We start from the raw sequence: 21,902 nt of genomic DNA, 5'->3' as shown, positions 1-21,902 counted from the left end.
GTTGAAGGCATCCCACCGGAGGGCACCGTGCCGCCCAGCGAGAGCTGGCCGTGCTCCCGGTCACCCCTTCATTCCAACTCCGTCACGAGGAGCAGAATCCGCATGCGCACGCGCACTTTCGCAGCCCGACGCTCGTTCCGAGCCGTCGCCACTGCCATCGTGCTCGCGACCGCGGTGGTGCTGCCGCTGACGCCCCTCGCCCCGTCCGCAGCCTCGGCTTCGGCGACGAGCGCCGCTCCTCAGCCGGTGCCGTCGCCGGAGCCGACGGCGACGCCCGAGCCGGCCGTCACCCCTGCGGCAACGGAGGCGCCCGCGGCTCCCGGCGCGGTACCGGTGCCCACGTCTTCCGCGGCGCCGAGCGCGGTGCCGGCGCCGCCCGCGACGGCAACGAGTGCAGCACCGGTGCCGAGCCCCGGACCGGTTGCCGCCGCGATCCCTGCTCAGCCCCAGGGTCGCAGTGAGGCAACCACGACGGGAGCGGTGGCACCGATGGCGATCGGCGCTCCCGAGCCTGGTGTCGAGGTGCCCTACCTGTCTTGGGACGTGGCGCCCTCTGCGGCGGGAGCCACGTTCGAGATCGAGTGGCAGCAACGAAGCCGGTGGTTCTTCGGCTGGCTGAGCTGGTCGGCCTGGGGCAACACGGTGATCGTCTCGGACTGCAACGCTGGCGCGTGCACGCCGACGAGCGATCTGGACCCGGACGCCGGAGAGTTCCAAATCACACACGTCGGCTCGGGTCATCGCATCCAGACCAACACTTCGAGCACGCAGTATCAGTACCGGATCCGACCGCTAAACGCTCCCAGCGGCTACGAGTGGACAGACACGGCATGGCGCACGTCGACGCAGGCTGACCGCAGCGGCAATGTCCACAATTTGGGGACGTTCGAGCTCGGCGTCAACCAGCCAGCGGCGTGCATCGGCGGCGCCTTCTACGCCACCACGGCATCAGGTGCCGTGCTCCGTGTGTCGCGCGACGGCGTTGCCCCGACGACGTTCGGTCAGTTCGTCGGGGTCCCGAGCAACGCGCAGGTCAACGGCTTGGGCATCGGGCTGGGGGGAACCGTGATGTTCGCCGCAGAACGGCCCAGCGGTTCGGCGAACGGGGCTCAGGCGTTCCACCGCTACTCGGTCGCTCGTGGGTGGGAGCGCTTCCCCGTGGCGCTCACCGCAGCCAACGTCAACGTTGTTACCGGCGCAGTCAGCCTCGCGGACGGACGCTTCTACTTCGGCGGCTTCCGCACGGTCTCCGGGACGACGCGCTTCGAGCTCCATTCGTACGACCACTCGACTCGCACGACGCAGGAGCGCGGTTGGGTCGCGGTCACCTCAAGCGACTCAAGCAACGGCGACATCGCGTTCAACCTCAATGGCGACCTGTTCATCGCTCAGAACACGAGCTCCGGTACCCGCATCTACACGGTCTCCGCTTCGGCTCTCGCTGCGGGCGGTGCGATGGTCGCGACCGCGTCGCCCTCGTTCAGTGGAGTCTCTGGGGTCAATGGCATCGCCTTCGCTGATGACGGGACCGTGTTCATCGGCAACGGCACCACCGTGCGTCTCTACGACCCGTCGACTTCGAGTCTCCGGACCGGTTCGGTCACCACCGCACTCGTCGGCAGCTCAGACCTCGCGAGCTGTGCTTCCCCCGCCACCCTCACGGTGCGCAAGCATGTCGTGGGACGGGTCGCGAGCAGCGACCAGTTCACGCTGTCGATGCTCCGTGGCTCATCGGTCATCGGTGCAGCGACGACATCGGGCTCCGCCATCGGCCTCCAGGCGACTCAGCTCGGTCCGCTCACGGCGCTCGCTGGGCAGACCTACTCCATTCAGGAGAGCATCAGCGCCAATGCGGGCAGCTATGCCTCGAGCTACGCGTGCGTCGACGACCGCGGGATCACGATCGCGTCCGGTTCTTCGCGATCCGGTGTCGTGACCATGCCAGCACGCAGCGGCGCGGACGTGGTCTGCACGTTCCGGAACTCGCCGCTTGTGACCGCGGTCTCCGTGCAGAAGCTCGTGGAGTCGTCCGTCGACGGCTCGCGGGCACCTGCCTCGAACTGGGCCGTGACAGCGCGAACGATTGCCAGTGGTGGCACGGTCACCTCCACACCGTCTGCCGAGACCCAGTTGACCGATTCCGATGGTGTCGCGCGCTGGTCCCTCCGGTACGGCTCGACCTCAGCTGTCGCCACGGTCGCGGTCTCGGAGACGCAGCAGCAAGGCTTCGAGTTCATCGAGGGAGCGTGCCGGATCGAGAGCATCGCAGGCTCAGTGCAAGAGCTCCCGCTCCAGGGAGGCGGACCGACGACAGTTTCCGGCATCGCTGCCGGCTCGACCGTCGAGTGCACGTACGTCAATCGCGAGCTGCCGACCACGCTGACGCTCGCCAACACCATCGGCTTCGGCGATGCCGGGCTCGCCTCGCAGTGGCAGCTGCGCGGCACGGGTCCCCAGAGCGCCCTTCCCGGCCCCGCTGGCGCGACCGGCACTGCCTCGGCCACCGCCCGCGTCACTCCGAGCGTCGCGTATGCGCTCAGCCACAGCGGCGGACCCGCCTCCTACGCGCAGGTCGGCAGCTGGGCGTGCCGCGATCAGAGCGGCGCGATCGTGCCCGTGACCACATCCGGCGTCTCGCTCGTCAAGGGCACGCAGGTCACCTGCACCGTCACGAACTCGACCGCTCGCCTCACGCTGCTCAAGCACATCGATCCGACCGCCGGCGGCACGCTGCGCGCTGACATGTTCACCCTCACCGCGACGCCCGCGAGCCTCGCGGGGCTAGCCGCGACCTCGACGCGCGGCAGCGAGACCGAGATCGCGAGCGGCGCGGACGCGAACCGCTTCGATGTGCGCCCCGGTCACAGCTACACGCTCACCGAGCGGAGCGACTACGCGTCGCTCGGGCTGCGCCTCGAGCGGCAGACGGGTCCGGACACCTGGGCGACCGTGACGAACCCCACCGTCCAGATCCCCGCTGGCGAGCACCACGTGTACCGCTTCGTCAACGCTCCGGTGCCCGCACTCGCGCTCCCGCTCACCGGCGGCATCGGCGCCAACACCTACGTGATGGGCGGTGGCGCACTGCTGCTGCTGGCCCTCGCGTTCGTCGCCTTCCGCTCGCGCCGTGCGGCGCAGCAAGCGCACCGGCCCCTCGAGAGTCCCATCAAGACCCCGTCCATCGAATTGCTCCTAGCACGTATCCAGAAAGGAACTGCCGCCATGGCATCCACCAAGAAGGGCCTGACGGCGCGCATCGCCGCCGGCTTCGGAGCGGCCGCGATCGCGACCGTGACCATCCTCGGCGGAGCGTTCCCCGCGTCCGCCGCCCCCGGCAACATCCAGCCGCCCACTGACGAGCCGCGCTCGCTCACCATCCACAAGTTCGCTCAGCCCGAGAACGCGGCGCCTCTGCCGAACGACGGTCGAGAGATCGAGCAGGCGGACATCGATGCGCTCAACCTGCGGCCGCTCAGCGGGGTGGAGTTCACGGTCACCCGCGTCCCCGGCGTCGAGCTGACGACGAACGCAGGATGGGAGGCTGCCGATGCCATGACGGTGGACGAGGCGCAGACGGCCATCGACACCTCCGCCTCCCCCGTCGACTCGCGGGCCGATGACACGGTCAACGGAGTCGTGACGTTCAGCAACCTCCCCGACGGGCTCTACCTCGTGACCGAGACCGACCTCGGCGACAACGGCATCGCGATCCCCGCGCAGCCGTTCCTCGTCACGCTGCCGCTTCCGGTCGCGGACAAGTGGGTGTACGACGTGCACATCTACCCGAAGAACTCCACCGGTGACATCCAGAAGCGGGTCGTCGAAGGTGATGCAGCTGTGCTCGGAGATGTCATCAACTGGCAGATCGACAGCTTCGTGCCCTACACGCCCGTGGCCGGCCAGATCACGTCGTACACCATCGTTGACACGCTCGACCCGCGCCTCGAGTACGTGCCGACTCCGGCGGCCGAGGTGCGCCTCGGCGCGCTGGCCGAGCTCGACAGCGCCATGCCGCTCACGTATGGCACGGACTACACGGTCGACTACGACACGACGACCCGCGCCGTCACCCTCACGCTCGCCGACGCACTGGCCAACGACGCCGACGGCGACACGCTCCGCATCTCCTACGCGACCCGAGTCGTCGCCGTCGGTGACGGTGCGATCTCGAACACCGCGACTGCGTTCGTCAACGGCTACCGGGTCGCCTCGTCGACGGACAGCACCTACTGGGGCACGCTGCGCGTCATCAAGCACGCTGGCACCGATCGCTCGGCACGCCTCGACGGCGCTCGCTTCGAGCTGCGATCCGTCAACGACGGAGCCCCGGTCGCGGCAGACCCGGCGACGGTCGTCGCGGTCGGAACCGCGGGCACCAACGGTGAGATCACGTTCGAGGGGGTCATCACCGGCGAGGCGGGCACGACGTACTACCTCGTCGAGACGGAGGCGCCGGTCGGCTACGAGCGCGCGGCATCGGCTCAAGCTGTGCCGATCAGCTACGGCCAGCCCGTCGACGGTGTGCAGAACTTCGTCTACTTCTCGAACGACCAGATCGCCGCCTATGCCCTCCCGGTCACCGGTGGCAGCGGCCAGGCTGCCTTCATGATCGGCGGCGCCGGCCTCATCCTCGGCGGACTCGGCTTCGTGCTGCTCCGCCGTCGCAAGACCCAGGCCCAGAACCAGGCCTGATCCAGACCGAGCCCCCGCAGCAGCGACCCCAGCCGCCGCTGCGGGGGCTCGACCCTTTCCAAGAGGAGCAGCATGACCGCCATCGCAGCAGCGCCCGCGCCGGCCCCCGCCGCCGCCGCGCCGCGGCGCCGCCGGCGCAAGGCGAGCGCGACGTCGCTCGTCGCGGCGCTCATGGTGATGGCGGGCGTCGCGATCCTGCTCTACCCGACGATCGCGAGCTGGTTCTCGCAGCTCGAGCAGTCCCATCGCGTCGGCGCCTACGCCGAGGTCATGGAGCAGCTGGGCCCCGAGGGGCGCGAGCAGGAGCTCGCCGCGGCTCGCGCCTACAACCAGACGCTCACGGGCGGCGCGCTGATCGACCCCTACGGCCGCACGCCGCTCAGCGACCAGCGCGCGATCGTCGCGGCCTACGAGGAGCAGCTGGACCTCGGTCCCGCCGAGGTGATGGCACGCATCCGCATCCCCTCCATCGACGTCGACCTGCCGATCTACCACGGCACCGACGAGGAGACGCTGCGGAAGGGCGTCGGCCACCTGCTCGGCTCCGCGCTCCCGGTCGGCGGGCCCGGCACGCACAGCGTGCTGACCGGCCACCGCGGCCTGCCCGAGTCGGTGCTCTTCAGCGACCTCGACCGGGTCGCGGTCGGCGAGACGTTCGAGCTCGACGTCTACGGCGAGGTGCTGACCTACGAGGTGCGTGACGTGCAGGTCGTCGAGCCCGGCGACACCGAGCTGCTGCTGCCCGAGTCGGGCCGCGACCTCGTGAGCCTCGTCACCTGCACGCCGCTCGGCATCAACAGCCACCGCATCGTCGTCGTGGGGGAGCGCATCCCGACCCCCGAGGCCATAGCCGAAGCCGCCGCCATGCCCGAGATCCCCGGCCCGCCGTGGTGGGCCGTCGCGCTCTCGAGCGGCTGGGCGATCGCGGTCGGCGGGCGGAGCTTGAGCGCCAAGCCGGGTGCGCCTCGACCCGGACGCTCGCCGAGGCGCAAGGGCGAGCCGTCGCCCGTGACGGGTCCGTTCCTCATCCTCTGAGCGCCTAGCCTGGGTCGGTGCAGCCCGCCGACGAACCCCAGCTCGAGGTCGGCGTCGGACCGTGGGCCGGCGAGTGGCCCGACGACGAGCGCCTCGACCCCGAGCTGCTCGAGCACGGCGACCGCCGCAACGTCGTCGACCGCTACCGCTACTGGCGGCTCGAGGCGATCGTCGCCGACCTCGACACTCGCCGTCACGGCTTCCACGTCGCGATCGAGAACTGGCAGCACGACCTCAACATCGGCTCGATCGTGCGCACCGCCAACGCGTTCACCGCGTCCGCCGTCCACATCATCGGCAAGCGGCGCTGGAACCGGCGCGGCGCGATGGTGACCGACCGCTATCAACGCATCGAGCACCACGAGACGACGGATGCGTTCGCGGCGTGGGCGAGCGACGCCGGCCTCACGATCGTGGCCGTCGACAACACCGAGGGGTCGGTGCCGGTCGACGCGGCGCCGCTGCCCGAGCGCTGCGTGCTGCTGTTCGGGCAGGAGGGGCCCGGCCTCACGGAGGCGGCGATGGCGGCCGCGGATGCGCACGTGCAGATCCGCCAGTTCGGGTCGACGCGCTCGATCAACGCGGCCGCGGCGGCGGCGATCGTGATGCACGAGTGGGTGCGGGTGCACGCGGCCACTCCCGATCGCGTCGAGCTTCCCTGAACTCCGGAGTTCGAGCGACGAAACCCCCAGTTCAGGGAAGTTCGACGTTCGCGGGAGGGGCGGGCTGGCAGCGCGGGCACCACTGCACCTGCCGGAGCATGCCGTCCTCCATGCCGAGCATCGCGTCCTGAATGCGCGTGCCGCAGCGCAAGCACGGCTGCCCGCCGCGGCCGTAGACCCACGTGCGGCGGCCGCGCCGCGCATCGCCCGTGAAGGTGCGCTCCGTCCGGTCGCGGTTCGCGATCATGAGCCGGCGCGCGAGCGCGACGATCGGCTCGACGTCGACCTCGCCGATCGGCGTCGCCGGGTGCACGCCGCGCAGGAAGCACAGCTCGCCGCGGAAGACGTTGCCGAGCCCCGCGACCGCCGTCTGGTCGAGCAGCGCGACGCCCACCGGCACCCCGGTCGCGCGCAGCCGCCTGGCCGCCTCGGCCGCATCCGCCTCGTCCCACTCGGGCGAGAGCAGGTCGGGACCGAGGTGCGCGACGGCATCCCAGTCACGCTCGCGCGGCAGCAGCTCGAGCACGGGCAGCGCGGAGCCGACGATGTCGTGCTCGTCGGTCGCGAGCACGACCCGGATCGTGTGGGCCGCCACGGGCGCGCGGCGACCGTGCTCGAGCACGTGCCACAGGCCATCCATGCCGGCGTGCGAGTGGATGGTGTGCCGCTCGCCGCGCATGAGCAGGTGCTTGCCGACCGAGCGCACCTCCTCGATGCGCTCGCCGACGAGGTCGGCGGTCGCGAGCCGCGGCACGCGGAAGTCGCTGCGCGTCAGCACGCGGCCGGCCATCGCCCGACCGAGGCGGACGGCCGCGCGGTAGATGGTGTCGCCCTCGGGCATCAGTGACCGCCCATCAGTGGCCGATCCGGAAGCCGCGCGGGGTGCGGCGGAGGCCCGCGCGATCGAGGAGCGGCGCGACCTCGGGCTCGAGCGACGAGCGGCCGTCGACCGACTCGACGACGCGCCGCCGACCGCCGAGCCGCACCACCGCATCCGTCATGCTCGCCAGCGCCATGACGAGCACCTCCTCGTCGTCGGTGAAGGTCAGGAGCGAGCGGCCGCCGCGCTCGAGGTGCAGCACGCAGCGGCCCGAGGCGATCGTCGTGAGCGCCCCGACGCGCCGGGTCGGCCGGTGGTCGCCGCGCGCCTCGGGCCACGGCAGCGCGGCGCCGAAGGGGTTCGCGGGGTCGACGGCCGGCACCGTCGCGACGGCGTCGCTCGCGCCGCCCGACTGCCGCGCCCGCAGCGCGTCGACGACCGGTCCGTCGGCGAACTGCGCCGCTCCGAGCCCGTCGACGAAGTAGCCGCGGCGGGTGTGGCCGGCCTCCTCGAAGGCCTTCAGCACCTGGTAGACGCCGTGGAAGCCGCCCGGCACGTCCTCGGCGACCACGCTCCCGCGCGTGACGACGCCGTAGCGCGCGAGCAGCGCATCCGCCACCTGGGCCGCGCGCTCGGTCGCCGAGCCCGCCGGCTTCGACGCGAGCAGCCAACGGCCGGCGAGCGTCGGGAGCGCCTCCGCGCGGATCGGCCGGGCGGTCGCTAGCCGCCGCCGGCTCACGGGCGCCGCCCGCCGGCTCGGCGCCGGCGGCGTGCGCGCGCGGGCGCCCAGGAGGTGGGCCCGCAGCGGCGCGATCGTGTCGTTCGTGATGCGCCCGGCCCACACGAGCGGCCACAGCACCTCGCCGAGCCGCACGAGGTCGAGCGCGGTGATCTCGCTCAGCTGCCGCGCGAAGAGCGCGCCGCCGCCGCCGAGCGCCTCGAGCACCGCGGCGGCGTCGGGATCGACGTGCTCCGTGTCGCGGCGCTGCTCGACGGTGTCTGCCGCGCGCAGCACGATGCGGCCGTCGCGCGCGCTGAGCTCGCCCGCACCCACCCATGTCACGAGCCCGGCCGCGGTCACCTCGTCGAGCATCGACGGCCGGTAGTCCTTGACGCGCGAGGGGAGGATGAGGGTCTCGAGCGCGCTGAGCGGCAGCGGCATGCCGTCGAGGCGGTCGATCGCCTCGAGCAGCCCGTCGACGCCCGAGAGCGGCCGCGTCACGCGCTGGTGCGCGAGCAGGTGGTCGGCGAAGACGGCGTGGTCGACGGGCTCGACGTCGCTGCGGAGCGCCTGCAGGCTGCGGCGCTTGAGGCGCGAGAGCACTTGCGCGTCGATCCACTCCTCGCCGGTGCCGCGCGCGCGGTAGGCGCCCGGCACGACGCGCCCCTGCCGTTCGAGCGCGCGGAGCGCCGAGCGCACGACCGCGGGCGCGAGCGTGAGGCGAGCGGATGCCTCCTCCACCGTGAACGGGCCGTGCGTGCGCGCGTGCCGGGCGACGACGTCGCCGATCGGGTCGGCGACCGCCTCGAGCAGCGCCGACGGCACCCCCGGCGGGGGCGGCACGCCGAGCGCGTCGCGCAGCCGCGCGACGTCCTCGATCGCGGCGAGCCGCTCGTCCGCGCCGATCCGCACCCGCACGACGCGCCGAGCGGCGACGAGCTCGTCGGCGATCGCGGCCGCGGCGGCGATCGTGAGGTGCCCCGGGGCCGCGCCGACCGCATCCGGTGCCGACGCATCCGGTGCCGCTTCGACCGACTCGACGGTCGCGCCCGGCGCGCCCTCGAGCCGCACGGTGAGCTCCTCGACCGTGAGGGGGCCGAGCAGGCGCAGCAGGTCGGCGGCGCCCTCGACGCCGCGCGCGCGGCGATCGGGCGCGAGCCGCTGCAGCTCGAGCTCGGTGCGGGCGACGATCTCCTCGTCGAGCAGCTCGCGCAGCGCCGACTGGCCGAGCACCTCGGCGAGCAGCGCCGGGTCGAGCGTGAGGGCGGCCGCACGGCGCTCGGCGAGCGGCGCATCGCCCTCGTAGAGGAAGGCGCCGACGTAGCCGAACAGCAGGTGGTGGGCGAAGGGGGAGGGGCTCGGCGTCTCGACCTCGACGACCCGGATGTCGCCGTGCTGCAGCCGCTCGGCGATCGTCCGCAGCGCCGGCAGGTCGTAGGCGTCCTGCAGCACCTCGCGGAGCGCCTCGAGCACGATGGGGAAGTCGGGGTAGCGCTTGGCGACGTCGAGCAGCTGCGCCGCCCGCTGCCGCTGCTGCCACAGCGGCGCGCGACGGGAGGGGTCGCGCTTGGGCAGCAGCAGCGCGCGCGACGCGCACTCGCGGAAGCGGCTCGCGAACAGCGCCGTGCCGCCCGCCTCGGTCTCGACGATGCGCTCGAGCTCGTCGGGCTCGAAGCGGATGAGCTCGGCGCCGGGCGGCTCGGCGTCGGAGTCGGGGATGCGGATGACGATGCCGTCGTCGGAGGCCATCGCCGCGGCGCCGAGGTCGCGGTCCTCGCGCAGCCGCCGGTCGATCGCGAGCGCCCACGGCGCGTGCACCCGGCGGCCCCACGGCGAGTGGACGATGAGCCGCCAGTCGCCGAGCTCGTCGCGCGAGCGCTCGACGACGAGCTGCGCGTCGGTCGGCACCGCGCCCGTCGCGGCGAGCTGGTCGCGCACGTAGGCATCGAGGTTGCGGATCGCGCGCTCGTCGGAGTGCGGGAGGTCGATGCCGGTGCCGGCGGCGAGCGCCGCGGTCGCGCGGCCGATCGAGCGGCCGAGGTCGGCGGGGCGGCCCTCGGCGTCGCCGTGCCAGAACGGCAGCTTGCCGACCTCGCCGAACGCGGGCACGACGAGCACCCGGTCGTGCGTGATGTCGACGACGCGCCAGCTCGTCGCGCCGAGCGCGAAGACGTCGCCCGCGCGCGACTCGTAGACCATCTCCTCGTCGAGCTCGCCGACGCGCGCGCCGGGCCGGCCCTCCTGCCCGGCGAGGAAGACGCCGAAGAGACCGCGATCGGGGATCGTGCCGCCGCTCGAGACGGCGATGCGCTGCGCGCTCGGTCGGCCGGTGAGCGTGCCGGCGTCGCGATCCCACACGACGCGCGGCCGCAGCTCGGCGAACTCGTCGCTCGGGTAGACGCCCGAGACGAGGTCGAGCGTCGCGTCGAAGGCGCTCCGCGGCAGCTGGGCGAAGGGCGCCGAGCGGCGCACGGTCTGGAACCACTCGTCGACGTCGAGCTCGTCCATCGCGGCGGCCGCGACCGTCTGCTGCGCGAGCACGTCGAGCGGGTGCCGCGGCATGCGGATGGGCTCGAGCTCGCCGCGCGCCATCCGGTCGGCGACGACCGTCGCGTGCAGCAGGTCGGCGCGGTGCTTCGGGATGAGCACGCCGCGCGAGGCGTCGCCGACCGAGTGGCCGGCGCGGCCGACGCGCTGCAGCCCGCTCGCGGTCGACGGCGGCGACTCGACCTGCACGACGAGGTCGACCTCGCCCATGTCGATGCCGAGCTCGAGGCTCGAGGTCGCGACGACGCAGCGCAGCCGGCCCGACTTCAGCTGGTCCTCGATCTCGGCCCGCTGCTCTTTCGAGACCGAGCCGTGGTGGGCGCGCGCGAGCGGCGGCGCGTCGGCGTCGCCGCCGGCCTCGCGTGCGGCGGCGCGCTCGGCGAGGCGCAGGCGGATGTGCTCGCGCACGTCGCGCAGGACGACGCCGTCCCGCGCGCCCGTCGACGCATCCGCTGCCGAGCCTTCGCCGAGGCCCTCCGCCTCCGCCGCGTCGAGCCGCTCGGCGTCGAGCTCGTTGAGCCTGGCGGTGAGCCGCTCGGCCGCGCGACGGGCGTTGACGAACACGATCGTCGAGCGGTGCCGGTCGACGAGCTCGAGCACCTCGCGCTCGATGTGCGGCCAGATCGACGCCTGCTCGGGCTGCTCCTCGATCGAGCCGAACGCGCTGTCCGTCGGCGCCGACCCCGGCTGGTCGCGCCGCTGCGGCGCCCGCAGATCGGTCATGTCGTCGACGGGCACGGTGATCGTGAGCTCGATCGTCTTCTCGCTCGGCGGCGCGACGATCGTCACGGGCGCGGGCCCGCCGAGGAACGCGGCGACCTCCTCGACGGGGCTCACGGTCGCCGAGAGGCCGATGCGCTGGGCCGGCTTCGCGAGCTGCGCGTCGAGCCGCTCGAGGCTCAGCGCGAGGTGCGAGCCGCGCTTCGTCGGCACCACGGCGTGCACCTCGTCGACGATCACCGTCTCGACGGTGCGGAGCGTCTCTCGCGCGCGGCTCGTGAGCAGCAGGAAGAGCGACTCGGGCGTCGTGATGAGGATGTCGGGCGGGTGCTTCGCCTGCGCGCGGCGCTCCTCCTGCGGGGTGTCGCCCGTGCGCAGGCCGATGCGGATGGGCGGCGGCTCGATCCCGTCGTTCCTGCCCTGCGCGGCGATGCCGGCGAGCGGCGCGCGCAGGTTGCGGTCGACGTCGACGGCGAGCGCCTTGAGCGGCGAGACGTAGAGCACGCGCACGCCCGGCTCGCGCTCCGCGTGCGGCGCGGCGTCCTCGCGGTGCAGGCGATCGATCGACCACAGGAAGGCCGCGAGCGTCTTGCCCGAGCCGGTCGGGGCGACGACGAGCGAGTGCTCGCCGCGCGCGATCGCGGTCCAGGCCTCCTCCTGCACCGGCGTGGGCTCGGCGAATGCCCCCGTGAACCACGCCCGGGTCGCGGGGGAGAAGAGCTCGAGGGCGCCGCCCATCCGGTCAGTACAGCACAGCGGTGCTCAGCGTCCGCTCGGCCGGCGCTCGGGGAGCCCTCGACGCTCTCGGGCGACACGGCTACTGTGATCCGACCCGTCGCGGCGAGGGCCGCGACCGAGCGAGGAGGAACCGTGCCGGACCAGCTCGACTTCGACCGCGGCAAGCGCCCCCGCACCGTGCTCCAGGGGTGGTACGGGCACCCGTTCCACCCCGTGCTCATCACCGTGCCGATCGGCGCGTGGGTGGCGAGCCTCGTGTTCGACGTGCTCGCGATCTTCGCGGAGGATCCGTCGGGCTTCCTGCTCGGCGCGCAGGTGCTCATCGCGATCGGCGTCGTCGGCGCGGTGCTCGCGGCGGTCGTCGGAGTGCTCGACTACTCGGTGATCCCTGCGCGCTCGAAGGCGAAGCGGATGGGTCTCCTCCACGGGGTGCTCAACAGCGTCGCGCTCGTGGTCTTCGCGATCGGCTGGTTCGTCCGCTCGAACGCGGGGCACGACGAGGTGAGCGTCGCCGCGGTGGTGATCAGCCTCGTCGGCATCGCGCTCGTCGGCGTCTCGGGCTTCCTCGGCGGGGAGCTCGCCTACCACTTCGGCATTCGCGTCGCCGCCGAGAAGGATCAGGCGGAGGGGGTCGCGCAGAGGTGACGCCTGCAGCCGAGCAGCTGATGCGTTGATCGTCCCTGTATCGACGCGTATCATGCCGCCATGACGAGCGAGACGATCCCGGCGGCGCCGGCACTCGGGCTGACGCCGAGCGCGGTCTCCGAGGGCTTCCGCGAGCGGCTGGGCGCAGTGCTGCAGCGGCGAGACGTGGCGCTCGATCCGAGGGAGTTTGTCGACATCCTCCTGGAGGCCAGCGCGGACCCCGAGCCGCTGACCGCTGGAGAGCGCTCCTTCCTGATGCAGCATGCGGGCGTCGAGGAGGCGAAGCTCTCCGACCGATCCTTGCGGCGTGCCGCGGCGGTCGTGGGAGTCAGCACGAGCATGGCGCAGGCCCGAGCTGGTGATGCTGCGATCACGACGGCGGAAGCCGCGGCACTCACCGGCATCGCTCCTTCCAACATCCGCCGCCTCATCGCCGGCGGACGGCTCCTCACCTTCGGGCTCTCGAAGTCAGGTTCGCACCTCTTGCCCCGATGGCAGTTCACCGAGGGCGGTGTCGTGCCGGGCATCCGCGAGGTCGTGCGGGCGTTGCCTGTCGACTACCACCCGCTCGACATCGCGACATTCATGCAGGCTCCGGTTGTCGAGCTAGGCGGTCGCGCCCCGGCGGAGTGGCTCAGTGGCGGAGGCTCGGTCGATCGAGTCGTCGAGCTCGCGGCCGAACGCGCGTGGGAGTGAGCGCGAAGAACCCGACTCGCCCGCCTGGGCCGCTGGCGCTCGCGCCGGGAGACGTGCGGCGATACCGGGATGCGCTCTTCCGCATCCATGCGACCGCCGGGGCGCACCCCTCGCGCTGGGATGAGCTGCGAGAGTTCGGTCCTCTCTCGGTCATGCGATGGGACCCGCAGCCGCTGCCGCAGGGAATGCACGCGGGTCGAGGCGTCGCCTACACCGGAACGGACGTGACGACTGCGTTCGCGGAGGTGTTCCAGTCGCGAAGAGCCATCCGCCTGACCGCGGGACGCACGCTCAGCGGCTGGCTGCCATCGAGAGAGCTGCAGCTCCTCGACCTGACCGGTCTCTGGCCGGTCAGGCAAGGCGCCTCTGGCTCGTTGCACGCTGCAGCGAAGAGCACGTGCCGCACGTGGGCGGCGGCCATCCACGACCAGCTCGGCGAGCGCATCGATGGACTCCAGGTGCTCTCGACCATGACCTCGCGGCCGATGGTCGTGCTCTTCGGCAGAGCAGCAGACGCGTTCCCCGCGGCGCCCGAGTTCTCCCGGCCGCTCGCGCACGCCGCGGTGCAGATGCTCGCTGTAGACGCGGCCGATTCGCTCGGCTGGCCGGTGGTCTGAGCGCTAGTCCGTGCCGAGATCCATCGCCGCGCGGTCGTTCCACTGCTCGATCGCCTCCGGGTCGGCCTCGGGCGACGAGACGATCTCCTCCGAGCGCCCGATCTCGAGCGCGCCGAGCAGCTTCGCCGTCTCGCCCTCGACGAGCCCGGCCGCGGCGTAGCCCTCGAGCCGCGAGCGCGAGTCAGCGATGTCGAGGTTGCGCATCGTCAGCTGGCCGATGCGGTCGGAGGGGTCGAAGGCCGCGTCGCCGACGCGCTCCATCGAGAGCTTGTCGGGATGGTACGAGAAGGTCTCGCCGCGCGTGTCGAGGATCGAGTAGTCCTCGCCGCGGCGCAGTCGCAGCACGACCTCGCCCGTGACCGACGAGCCGACCCAGCGCTGGATCGACTCGCGCAGCATGAGCGACTGCGGGTCGAGCCAGCGGCCCTCGTACATGAGCCGCCCGAGCCGGCGGCCCTGCTCGTGGTAGGTCGCGATGGTGTCCTCGTTGTGGATCGCGTTGAGCAGCCGCTCGTAGGCGATGTGCAGCAGCGCCATGCCCGGCGCCTCGTAGATGCCGCGGCTCTTCGCCTCGATGATGCGGTTCTCGATCTGGTCGCTCATGCCGAGGCCGTGCCGGCCGCCGATCGTGTTGGCCTCGTGGACGAGGGCCACCGCATCCGGGAACTCCGCGCCGTCGATCGCGACGGGGCGCCCCGCCTCGAAGCGGATCGTGACGTCCTCGGTCGGGATCTCGACCGACTCGTCCCAGAACCGAACGCCCATGATCGGCTCGACGACCTCCATCGACGTGTCGAGGTGCTCGAGCGTCTTCGCCTCGTGCGTCGCGCCCCAGATGTTCGCGTCGGTCGAGTAGGCCTTCTCGGTCGCGTCGCGGTAGGGGTAGCCGTGCGCGACGAGCCACTCCGACATCTCCTTGCGGCCGCCGAGCTCGGTGACGAAGCGCTCGTCGAGCCACGGCTTGTAGATGCGCAGGCCCGGGTTCGCCATGAGGCCGTAGCGGTAGAAGCGCTCGATGTCGTTGCCCTTGTAGGTCGAGCCGTCGCCCCAGATCTCGACGCCGTCCTCCTTCATGGCGCGCACGAGCAGCATGCCGGTGACGGCGCGGCCGAGCGGCGTCGTGTTGAAGTAGGTGCGGCCGGCCGAGCGGATGTGGAACGCGCCGGTCGCGAGCGCGACGAGGCCCTCCTCCACGAGCGCGTCCTTCGCGTCGACGAGACGCGAGCCCTCCGCACCGTAGGCGGTCGCGCGCCCGGGCACCGCGTCGATGTCGGGCTCGTCGTACTGCCCGATGTCGGCGGTGTAGGTGAACGGCACGGCGCCGTTGTGGCGCATCCACGCGACGGCGCACGAGGTGTCGAGGCCGCCCGAGAAGGCGATGCCGACGCGCTCGCCGACGGGGAGGGAGGAGAGGACCTTGGACATGCCTCAATCCTACGTTCGGGTGGGATGCGTCCCGTCCGCCGGTCGTACGGGTGCAACCTGGGAGCGCGCCCATTGCCGCTCCCAGCGGGGCGTGCGACGCTTCGTGTGGGGGACACGACCTGTCCCCCGCCAGCGTCCCGCGACCCACCGGTGCGGGGGATGAGACCGGAGGCGATGATGCAGGTCGATGAGCAGTTCGAGGTCGACGCCCCGCGCGCCGAGGTGTTCCGCATGTGGACCTCGTTCGAGAGCTATCCGGAGTTCCTCACCGGCGTCGACTCGGTCTACGCCGAGACGAGCGAGCGGCTGCGCTGGCGGGTGTCGATCGGCGGGCTGCCGTCGAGCTTCTACGCGATCGTCACCGAGCAGGTGCCCGACGAGCGGCTCGCGTTCGTGAGCGTCGACCAGTCGACGCTCGGCTGGTGGGTCGACCTCGCCGAGGTGACGCCCCACCGCACGCGCGTGACCGTGCGGGTGATCGTCTCGCCCCGGGGCGACGTGCCGCGCCGCGCGGGCGATCGGGAGCTCGACGAGCTCACGATCCGGTGCGATCTGCTGAGGTTCCGAGCGCTCGCGGAGGGCACGCTCAGCCAAGCCGCATAGCGTCGCAGTTCCGATCCACGACAGGTAAGGAGCATCGCCATGCCTCAGGTCACCGACAGCATCGACGTCAAGGCCCCGATCAGCGCCGTCTACGCGCTCTGGACGCAGTTCGAGGACTTCCCGAAGTTCATGGGCGGCGTCGAGTCCATCACGCAGCAGACCGACACGATGCTCCACTGGGTCGTCTCGATCAAGGGGGTCGAGCGCGAGTTCGACGCCGAGATCACCGAGCAGCACCTCGACGAGCGCGTCGCCTGGCGCAGCACGGACGGCGAGACGCACGCCGGTGTCGTGACCTTCCACCGCATCGACGACGACCAGACGCGCGTCAACGTGCAGATCGACTGGAAGCCGCAGGGCGTCGTCGAGGCCGCCGGCGCGCTGCTGCAGGTCGACGACCTGCAGATCAAGCAGGACCTCAAGCGCTTCAAGGAGCTCGCCGAGGCCGCGCCCGCGCAGCAGGCGGTCGACCAGGGCTGGGACGGCGACGTCGAGCGCCCGGCCGACCGGCTCGGCCAGTAGCACAGCCGCACCGCAGGCTCGGCCGATCCACAGCCGACGGCTGGGTGCGCTCGCGTAGCGTCCGCACCATGGGCATCGAGCACTCGAGCATCGTCGACGCACGTCTCGCGGACGTCTTCGCCTGGCACGCGCGCCCGGGGGCGCTGCAGCGGCTCTCGCCGCCGTGGCTCCCCGGGCGCGTCCGTCGTGAAGCGGGCTCGCTCGCCGACGGCCGCGCCGAGCTCGCGCTGCCGGGCGGCATCGTGTGGGCGGCCCAGCACGACCCGAGCGGGTTCGAGCCCGGCCGCGCGTTCGTCGACGAGCGCGTGGACGCGGGGCTCGGCTCGATGCCGCTCGCGCCGCTCCGCTGGCGGCACGAGCACCGCTTCGAGCCGCGCGGCGAGGAGCGCACGCTCGTGCACGACCGCGTCGAGACGATCGTCGGGTCGCGAGCCCTCCGGCCCATGTTCGTCTACCGGCACCGCCAGCTCGCCGACGACCTCGCCGCGCACCGGGAGGCCGCGACCGCGCCCATGACGGTCGCCGTCACCGGCGCATCCGGCCTCATCGGCACGGCGCTCACCGCGCTCCTGACGACGGGCGGCCACGACGTCGTGCGGCTCGTGCGGCACGAGCCCTCTTCGAGCGGCGAGCGCCGCTGGGATCCCGACGCGCCCGCCGCCGGCCTGCTCGAGGGCGTCGACGCGGTCGTGCACCTCGCCGGCGCCTCGATCTTCGGCCGGCTCGGCGAGCAGCACCGGCGCGCGGTGCGCGACAGCCGCATCGGGCCCACCCGCAAGCTCGCCGAGGTCGCGGCCGCGAGTGGCGTGCGTGCGTTCGTGAGCGCCTCGGGCATCGGCCGCTACGGCGTCGACCGCGGCAGCGAGCAGCTCACCGAGGCGGCCGGCGCCGGCGACGACTTCGTCGCTCGCGTCGTCGTCGACTGGGAGGCGGATGCGGCGGTCGCCGCCGAGGGACGCATGCGCGCCGTGCAGGTGCGCACCGGGCTCGTGCAGTCGCCGCGCGGCGGCGTGCTGCAGGTGCTGGCGCCGCTCTACGCGGCAGGCCTCGGCGGTCCGCTCGCCGGCGGCGAGCACTGGCAGTCGTGGATCGATCTCGACGACCTGCTCGACGTCTACTTGCGGGCGCTGGCCGACGAGCGGCTCTCGGGGCCCGTGAACGCCGTCGCGCCGCACCCCGTGCAGCAGCGCGAGTACGCCGAGACGCTCGCTCGCGTGCTGCGCCGCCCCGCGCTCGTCCCGACGCCCGCGCTCGGTCCGCGGGTGCTGCTCGGGCGGCGCGGCGCCGAGGAGCTCGCGCTCGCCGACCAGCGGGTCGTGCCGGCGCGGCTGACCGAGCTCGGGCACCGCTTCCGGCGGCCCCGGCTCGAGGACTCGCTGCGGCACCAGCTGGGCCGCATGCGCGAAGCGGGCCGCTAGGCCCACCACTGCCCGCCAGAGCGGCGGCGACGAGAGGAGACGAGATGACCGGCATCGACCCGAACGCGCAGGACCCTGGCAAGGACGAGGCCGCCGAGGAGACGAACGCGCACGCGCGCGACGAGGCGGAGCAGGACGAGAGCCCCGCGGAGGCGCAGCGCGAGAACGCCGAGGAGTCGGACGGCTACGGCTACTGAGCGCTCGATCGGGCGGGCCGGCGAACCGGCCCGCCCGATCGGGGTTCAGCGCGCGACTGTGGAGCCGAGCGCGCGCGAGATCGCGTCGGCCGCGGCGATCGCCTGCGGCGCGAACCCTCGATGCTCCGAGGTCGAGCGAGTAGCCGCGCTCGCGCACGCGAGCGAGCTCCCCGGGCAGGCGCGCGGGATCCGTGATCGTGCCCTCGGTGCGCGCGGGCAGCACGACCTGGTCGATGAGCCGGTCGACCTGCTCCGGCGACCACGCGGCTGTGCAGTCGACCTCGCGCACGGGCTCGTCGACGAGCGGCTCGGCGATCGGCGAGATGTCGCGCCGCGAGATCGCGCTGTCCGCGAGATCGAGCGGAACCTGACGCCGGGTCACCTCGCAGAGCTGCTCCCGGACGCGCCGCTCGCCGAGCGGCTACGCACCGCCGCCGGGTGCGGTGCCCGACGGCGCGGCGATCGCGCGGCTGCTCGGCGGCGGCGACCCGGTCGCGCGCTGACGGGCCGCCTCGGCCAGCAGAGCGGCGGGCGACGCCTCAGCCGATGAGGCTCGGCTGCAGGTCGCGGAGCGTGCGGTGGTCGACCATCCTCGCGACGCCCAGCACGATGAGCGCGAGCGCCCCGGCCCCGAACGCGACGAGCACGAGCGCATCCGCGCCCGCGGCCGCCATCGAGCCGCCGTACATGAGCTGCCGCAGGCCGTCGACGGCGTAGCTCATCGGCAGCGCGTGGTGCAGGGCCGCGAGCGGCGCCGGCAGCGTCTGCCACGGGAACGTGCCGCCCGCGGTGACGAGCTGCACGACCATGAGCACGAGCCCGAGGAACTGCCCGACGGAGCCGAGCCACGTGTTCAGCGCCACGATGATCGCCGCGAACGTCGCGACGGCGAGCACCATCATCGCGAGCATGAGGGCTGGATGCGCGATGGGGAAGCCGAGCGCGAGGCCGACGATCGCGAGCAGCGCCGCCATCTGCGCCGCGCCGATGAGCGTGGGGATGAGCCAGGCCGCGAGCGAGACGCGCACGGGTGAGCGCAGCGCCGTGATCGCGCGCCGCGAGAGGGGCTTGAGGATGAGCATGAGCGCGTACATGCCGATCCACGCGGCGAGCGACAGGAAGAAGGGCGCGAGGCCAGCGCCGTAGGAGCCGGCGGAGGCGACCGCGTCGGCGTCGGTCCGCACCGGATCGGAGATCATCGACGACTGCGCGGCGCGCTCCTGCTCGGTCGTGGCGGGGATCTGCGCGACCGCGTCGCCGAGGCCGTCGCGCAGCTGCGCGGTGCCTTCGTCGAGCCGCCCGAGCCCGTCGTCGAGCGCGTGAGCGCCGGTGGCGAGCTCGCCCGCGCCGCTCGCGGCGGACGCGGCCCCGTCGGCGAGCCGGACAGCGCCGCCGTGCGCCTCCGCAGCGCCGTCCGCGAGGTCGCCTGCGCCGTCCGCGGCGCTCGCGATGCCTGCGGCGAGCTGCGGCGAGGCGCTCGCGAGCCGCTCGGCGCCGTCGGCGACCTGCTGCGCCCCGGCCGCGAGCCGGTCGAGCTGCGCGCTCGCGTCCTGCACGCGGGCGTCCGCCGCCGCGACGTCGTCGCCCAGGCGGTCGAGCGGGCCGAGCGCGGCAGCGATCTGCGCGTCGTCGAGGCCCGCCTGCTGCAGCCGCTCGACGATCGCTGCGCGCGCCTCCGGCACCCGTGCGGCGACCGGCGCGACCGCGTCGGCCACCTCGCCGCCGATCGCGGCGATGCGCGCATCGCCTTCGGCGACCTGCTGTGCGCCGTCGGCCAGCTGGCGGGTCTGCGCCGGCAGCGACGCGGTCGCCTGCTCGAGCTGCCCGAGCCCGTCGTCGAGGCGGCCCGCGCCGTCGGCGAGCCTGCCGGTGCCGTCGGCGAGCGCGGCGGCACCGGTCGAGAGCTGCCCGGTGCCGTCGGCGAGCGCATCGGCGCCGCTCGCGAGCCGTGAGGCACCCGAGGCGGCGTCGTCGGCGCCTTCGGTGAGGGTGGCCGCGCCGTCGTGCGCGTCGACGAGGCCGTCGCGGATGTCGCTGATCGCGAGCAGCATGCGCGAGGCCGCCTCCTCGCCCACCGATCGCGCGACCGCAGAGCGGATGCGCTCGGCAGCCTGCGTGCCGATCGTCGTCGCGAGGTAGCTGTTCGCGTCGTTCGTCGACAGCGCCACGACCGCCCGGTGCGGGTCGTCGCCCGCTGCGCTCGCGAGGTCTGCGGAGAAGGAGGCCGGCAGCGTCACCGAGAAGTCGTACGTCGCGTCGGCGACCCCGGCCGACGCCTCCTCGGCGCTCACCCGATGCCAGTCGAAGGCGCCGTCGGCGACGAGCCGGTCGGCCACCTCGTCGCCGACGACGCGCCCGTCGTCGCCAGCGTCGTCGACGACGAGCGCCACGGGCAGCTCGTCGAGCTGCGCGTACGGGTCCTGGTTGGCCCACAGGTAGACGCCGCCGTAGAGCAGCGGCACGAGCGCGAGCGCGAGGAGCGCGAGGCGACCCATGCGGGTGGCGACGAGGCGGCGGAGCTCGGCCGCGATGAGCTGCGGGACGGTCATGCGGCGGCCTCCTCTGGCTGCGCGTGCTCGGCGCCCTCGGCGGCCTCGGGCGTCTCGTCGGCGCGCAGCACGGCGTCCGCGGCCTCGCCGCACACGACGAGCACGGCGAAGCCTCGATCGGCCAGCCGTCGCGCCTCCGCCCACCACGCGCGGGGGTCGCCGCCGTGGCGGTCGGGGCTCACGAGCACGATCGCCTCGACGCGGTCGCGGAGCACCGCGAGCTCGGCGAGCACGCGGATGCGCACAGCCGGCTCGACGTCGGCGATCGGCACCGCGCGCAGGTGGTCGACGCCGAGCTGCGCGGCCCAGCGGCGCACGCTGCGGGGGTCGCCGGGCACGCCGGCGTAGAGCAGCTCCTCGGCGATCGCGCCGCCGAGCGACACGTCGGGCTCGGGGTCGCTCACCCGCGGCGCGTCGACGAGAGCCGTGCGGTGACGCACCTCGCGGCGGCGGCCGCGCTCACCGTCGAGCAGCAGCGCGCCCGCGTCGGGCCGCATCCGTCCGGACGCGAGCAGGCCCACCACGGTCGGCCGCTGCTCCGTCTCGACCACCACGCGCACCGCCTCGCCGCTCTCGAACGCGAGCGACGTCGGCGGCAGTGCCTCGCCGCGGCCCTTCGCCGCGCCGATCAGCTCGATGCGCATCCGCTGCTCCTCTCTCCGTCGCGATCGTAATCTATACTGACTGGTCAGTACAAGAATGGATGCGACAGGATGCTTCCGGACGAGGAGGAGCCATGGCACGCCCCAACCGCAGCCGCGACAAGGTGCTGGTCGCGGCCGCCGAGCTCGCCGCCGAGCGCGGCGTGAGCGCGACGACGGTCGACGAGATCGCCGCGCGCGCAGGCGTCGCGAAGGGCAGCGTCTACTACTCCTTCCCCTCGAAGGAGGCGATCTTCGAGTCGCTCATCGACGAGGCCATCGCGCGCGTCTCGGGGCGCATCCGCGACGCCCGAGAGGATGCCGAGCCAGGCGCCGCGCTCGATGCCGTCGCGCGCGCGATGCTCGAGGGCCTCGAGGCCAACCCGCACGTCGCAAAGGTCGTCGTGGGAGAGCTCTTCCGCACCGACCGGCCCTGGCGCGCGACGCTCGCGGGCCACCGCGCCGTGCTGCTCGACGAGCTCGGCGCCGCCCTCGCGGGCGACGGCCGCCCCGCATCCGGCCTCGACGCCGCCGCTCGGTTCGGCGCGCTCATCATGGTGGGGTTCGAGCGGCTCGCGTTCTCGCCCGATCGGACCATCGACGAGTGCGTCGCGGCGGTCGTCTCGGGAGCGCCCGGCACAGCCGCCCGATAGG

16 protein-coding genes and 1 pseudogene are annotated in these 21,902 nt (G+C 73.2%); 11 read left to right on the top strand and 6 right to left on the bottom strand.

The window, feature by feature from the left end; all coding sequences use genetic code 11:
- The first annotated feature begins 102 nt into the window (after positions 1 to 102).
- From JQT67_RS07210 to JQT67_RS07200, 3 genes are all read left to right on the top strand, one after another.
- Positions 103 to 4,692 (top strand): SpaH/EbpB family LPXTG-anchored major pilin, encoded by a 4,590-nt coding sequence (locus JQT67_RS07210; protein ID WP_208064101.1) that lies wholly within the window; start codon positions 103 to 105, stop codon positions 4,690 to 4,692.
- A gap of 72 nt (positions 4,693 to 4,764) precedes the next feature.
- Positions 4,765 to 5,727, top strand: coding sequence for a class C sortase (locus JQT67_RS07205; protein WP_243755790.1), 963 nt, complete (start codon positions 4,765 to 4,767; stop codon positions 5,725 to 5,727).
- Positions 5,728 to 5,744: 17 nt separating this feature from the next.
- Positions 5,745 to 6,389, top strand: a complete 645-nt coding sequence (locus tag JQT67_RS07200) for a TrmH family RNA methyltransferase (protein WP_208064100.1) — start codon at positions 5,745 to 5,747, stop codon at positions 6,387 to 6,389.
- A 31-nt stretch (positions 6,390 to 6,420) separates the two neighbouring features.
- Here the strand turns inward: JQT67_RS07200 and JQT67_RS07195 are convergent, their stop codons facing one another.
- Together JQT67_RS07195 and JQT67_RS07190 are read right to left on the bottom strand one after the other, a co-directional pair.
- Positions 6,421 to 7,230, bottom strand: a complete 810-nt coding sequence (locus JQT67_RS07195; protein ID WP_208064099.1) for a DNA-formamidopyrimidine glycosylase family protein — start codon at positions 7,228 to 7,230, stop codon at positions 6,421 to 6,423.
- 13 nt (positions 7,231 to 7,243) lie between these two features.
- Positions 7,244 to 11,935 (bottom strand): DEAD/DEAH box helicase, encoded by a 4,692-nt coding sequence (locus JQT67_RS07190; protein ID WP_208064098.1) that lies wholly within the window; start codon positions 11,933 to 11,935, stop codon positions 7,244 to 7,246.
- Positions 11,936 to 12,067: 132 nt separating this feature from the next.
- Between JQT67_RS07190 and JQT67_RS07185 the strand changes: the two genes are divergently transcribed.
- Genes JQT67_RS07185 through JQT67_RS07175 form a run of 3 tightly spaced genes read left to right on the top strand, consistent with a single transcriptional unit; the run spans position 12,068 to position 13,893 of the window.
- Positions 12,068 to 12,580, top strand: coding sequence for a DUF2231 domain-containing protein (locus JQT67_RS07185; RefSeq protein ID WP_208064097.1), 513 nt, complete (start codon positions 12,068 to 12,070; stop codon positions 12,578 to 12,580).
- A 60-nt stretch (positions 12,581 to 12,640) separates the two neighbouring features.
- Positions 12,641 to 13,276 carry a hypothetical protein gene (locus tag JQT67_RS07180; protein WP_021010365.1) on the top strand — a complete coding sequence of 212 codons (636 nt, stop codon included), beginning with the start codon at positions 12,641 to 12,643 and terminating at the stop codon, positions 13,274 to 13,276.
- The gene (locus JQT67_RS07175) at positions 13,273 to 13,893 is read left to right on the top strand and encodes an RES family NAD+ phosphorylase (RefSeq protein ID WP_208064096.1); all 621 of its coding nucleotides are present in this window, start codon (positions 13,273 to 13,275) and stop codon (positions 13,891 to 13,893) included. Before JQT67_RS07180 ends, JQT67_RS07175 begins: the two co-directional genes overlap by 4 nt.
- Before the next feature lie 3 nt (positions 13,894 to 13,896).
- Here JQT67_RS07175 and argG read toward each other — a convergent pair whose 3' ends face one another.
- Complete coding sequence (gene argG, locus JQT67_RS07170) at positions 13,897 to 15,318, bottom strand: argininosuccinate synthase (RefSeq protein WP_021010367.1); 1,422 nt, start codon at positions 15,316 to 15,318, stop codon at positions 13,897 to 13,899.
- Between the two features lie 174 nt (positions 15,319 to 15,492).
- On the opposite strand from argG, the gene JQT67_RS07165 reads away from it, so the two are divergent.
- The 4 genes from JQT67_RS07165 (at position 15,493) to JQT67_RS07150 (ending at position 18,058) form a co-directional block, all read left to right on the top strand.
- Positions 15,493 to 15,921, top strand: a complete 429-nt coding sequence (locus tag JQT67_RS07165) for an SRPBCC family protein (RefSeq protein ID WP_021010368.1) — start codon at positions 15,493 to 15,495, stop codon at positions 15,919 to 15,921.
- A 39-nt stretch (positions 15,922 to 15,960) separates the two neighbouring features.
- Positions 15,961 to 16,443: an SRPBCC family protein gene (locus JQT67_RS07160; protein WP_021010369.1), complete on the top strand. Its 483-nt coding sequence runs from the start codon at positions 15,961 to 15,963 to the stop codon at positions 16,441 to 16,443.
- Between the two features lie 68 nt (positions 16,444 to 16,511).
- Complete coding sequence (locus JQT67_RS07155) at positions 16,512 to 17,861, top strand: TIGR01777 family oxidoreductase (protein WP_208064095.1); 1,350 nt, start codon at positions 16,512 to 16,514, stop codon at positions 17,859 to 17,861.
- Between the two features lie 44 nt (positions 17,862 to 17,905).
- Positions 17,906 to 18,058 (top strand): hypothetical protein, encoded by a 153-nt coding sequence (locus tag JQT67_RS07150; RefSeq protein WP_021010371.1) that lies wholly within the window; start codon positions 17,906 to 17,908, stop codon positions 18,056 to 18,058.
- A gap of 139 nt (positions 18,059 to 18,197) precedes the next feature.
- On the opposite strand, the pseudogene JQT67_RS13810 reads toward JQT67_RS07150, so the two are convergent.
- The 3 genes and pseudogenes from JQT67_RS13810 to JQT67_RS07135 all read right to left on the bottom strand — a co-directional run.
- Positions 18,198 to 18,347 (bottom strand): annotated as a pseudogene (locus tag JQT67_RS13810) (IclR family transcriptional regulator C-terminal domain-containing protein); the annotation flags it as partial.
- Between the two features lie 250 nt (positions 18,348 to 18,597).
- Positions 18,598 to 20,607, bottom strand: coding sequence for a YhgE/Pip domain-containing protein (locus JQT67_RS07140; protein ID WP_208064094.1), 2,010 nt, complete (start codon positions 20,605 to 20,607; stop codon positions 18,598 to 18,600).
- The gene (locus tag JQT67_RS07135; RefSeq protein ID WP_021010374.1) at positions 20,604 to 21,251 is read right to left on the bottom strand and encodes a hypothetical protein; all 648 of its coding nucleotides are present in this window, start codon (positions 21,249 to 21,251) and stop codon (positions 20,604 to 20,606) included. Before JQT67_RS07135 ends, JQT67_RS07140 begins: the two co-directional genes overlap by 4 nt.
- A 92-nt stretch (positions 21,252 to 21,343) precedes the next feature.
- Between JQT67_RS07135 and JQT67_RS07130 the strand changes: the two genes are divergently transcribed.
- On the top strand, positions 21,344 to 21,901 hold the full coding sequence (locus JQT67_RS07130; protein WP_208064093.1) for a TetR/AcrR family transcriptional regulator: 558 nt from the start codon (positions 21,344 to 21,346) through the stop codon (positions 21,899 to 21,901).
- Position 21,902 lies beyond the last annotated feature (1 nt).

The sequence above is a fragment of the Agrococcus sp. TF02-05 genome (genome assembly GCF_017565345.1).
Classification (GTDB): Bacteria; Actinomycetota; Actinomycetes; order Actinomycetales; family Microbacteriaceae; genus Agrococcus; species Agrococcus pavilionensis.
This window is presented reverse-complemented; position numbering and strand designations above follow the sequence as displayed.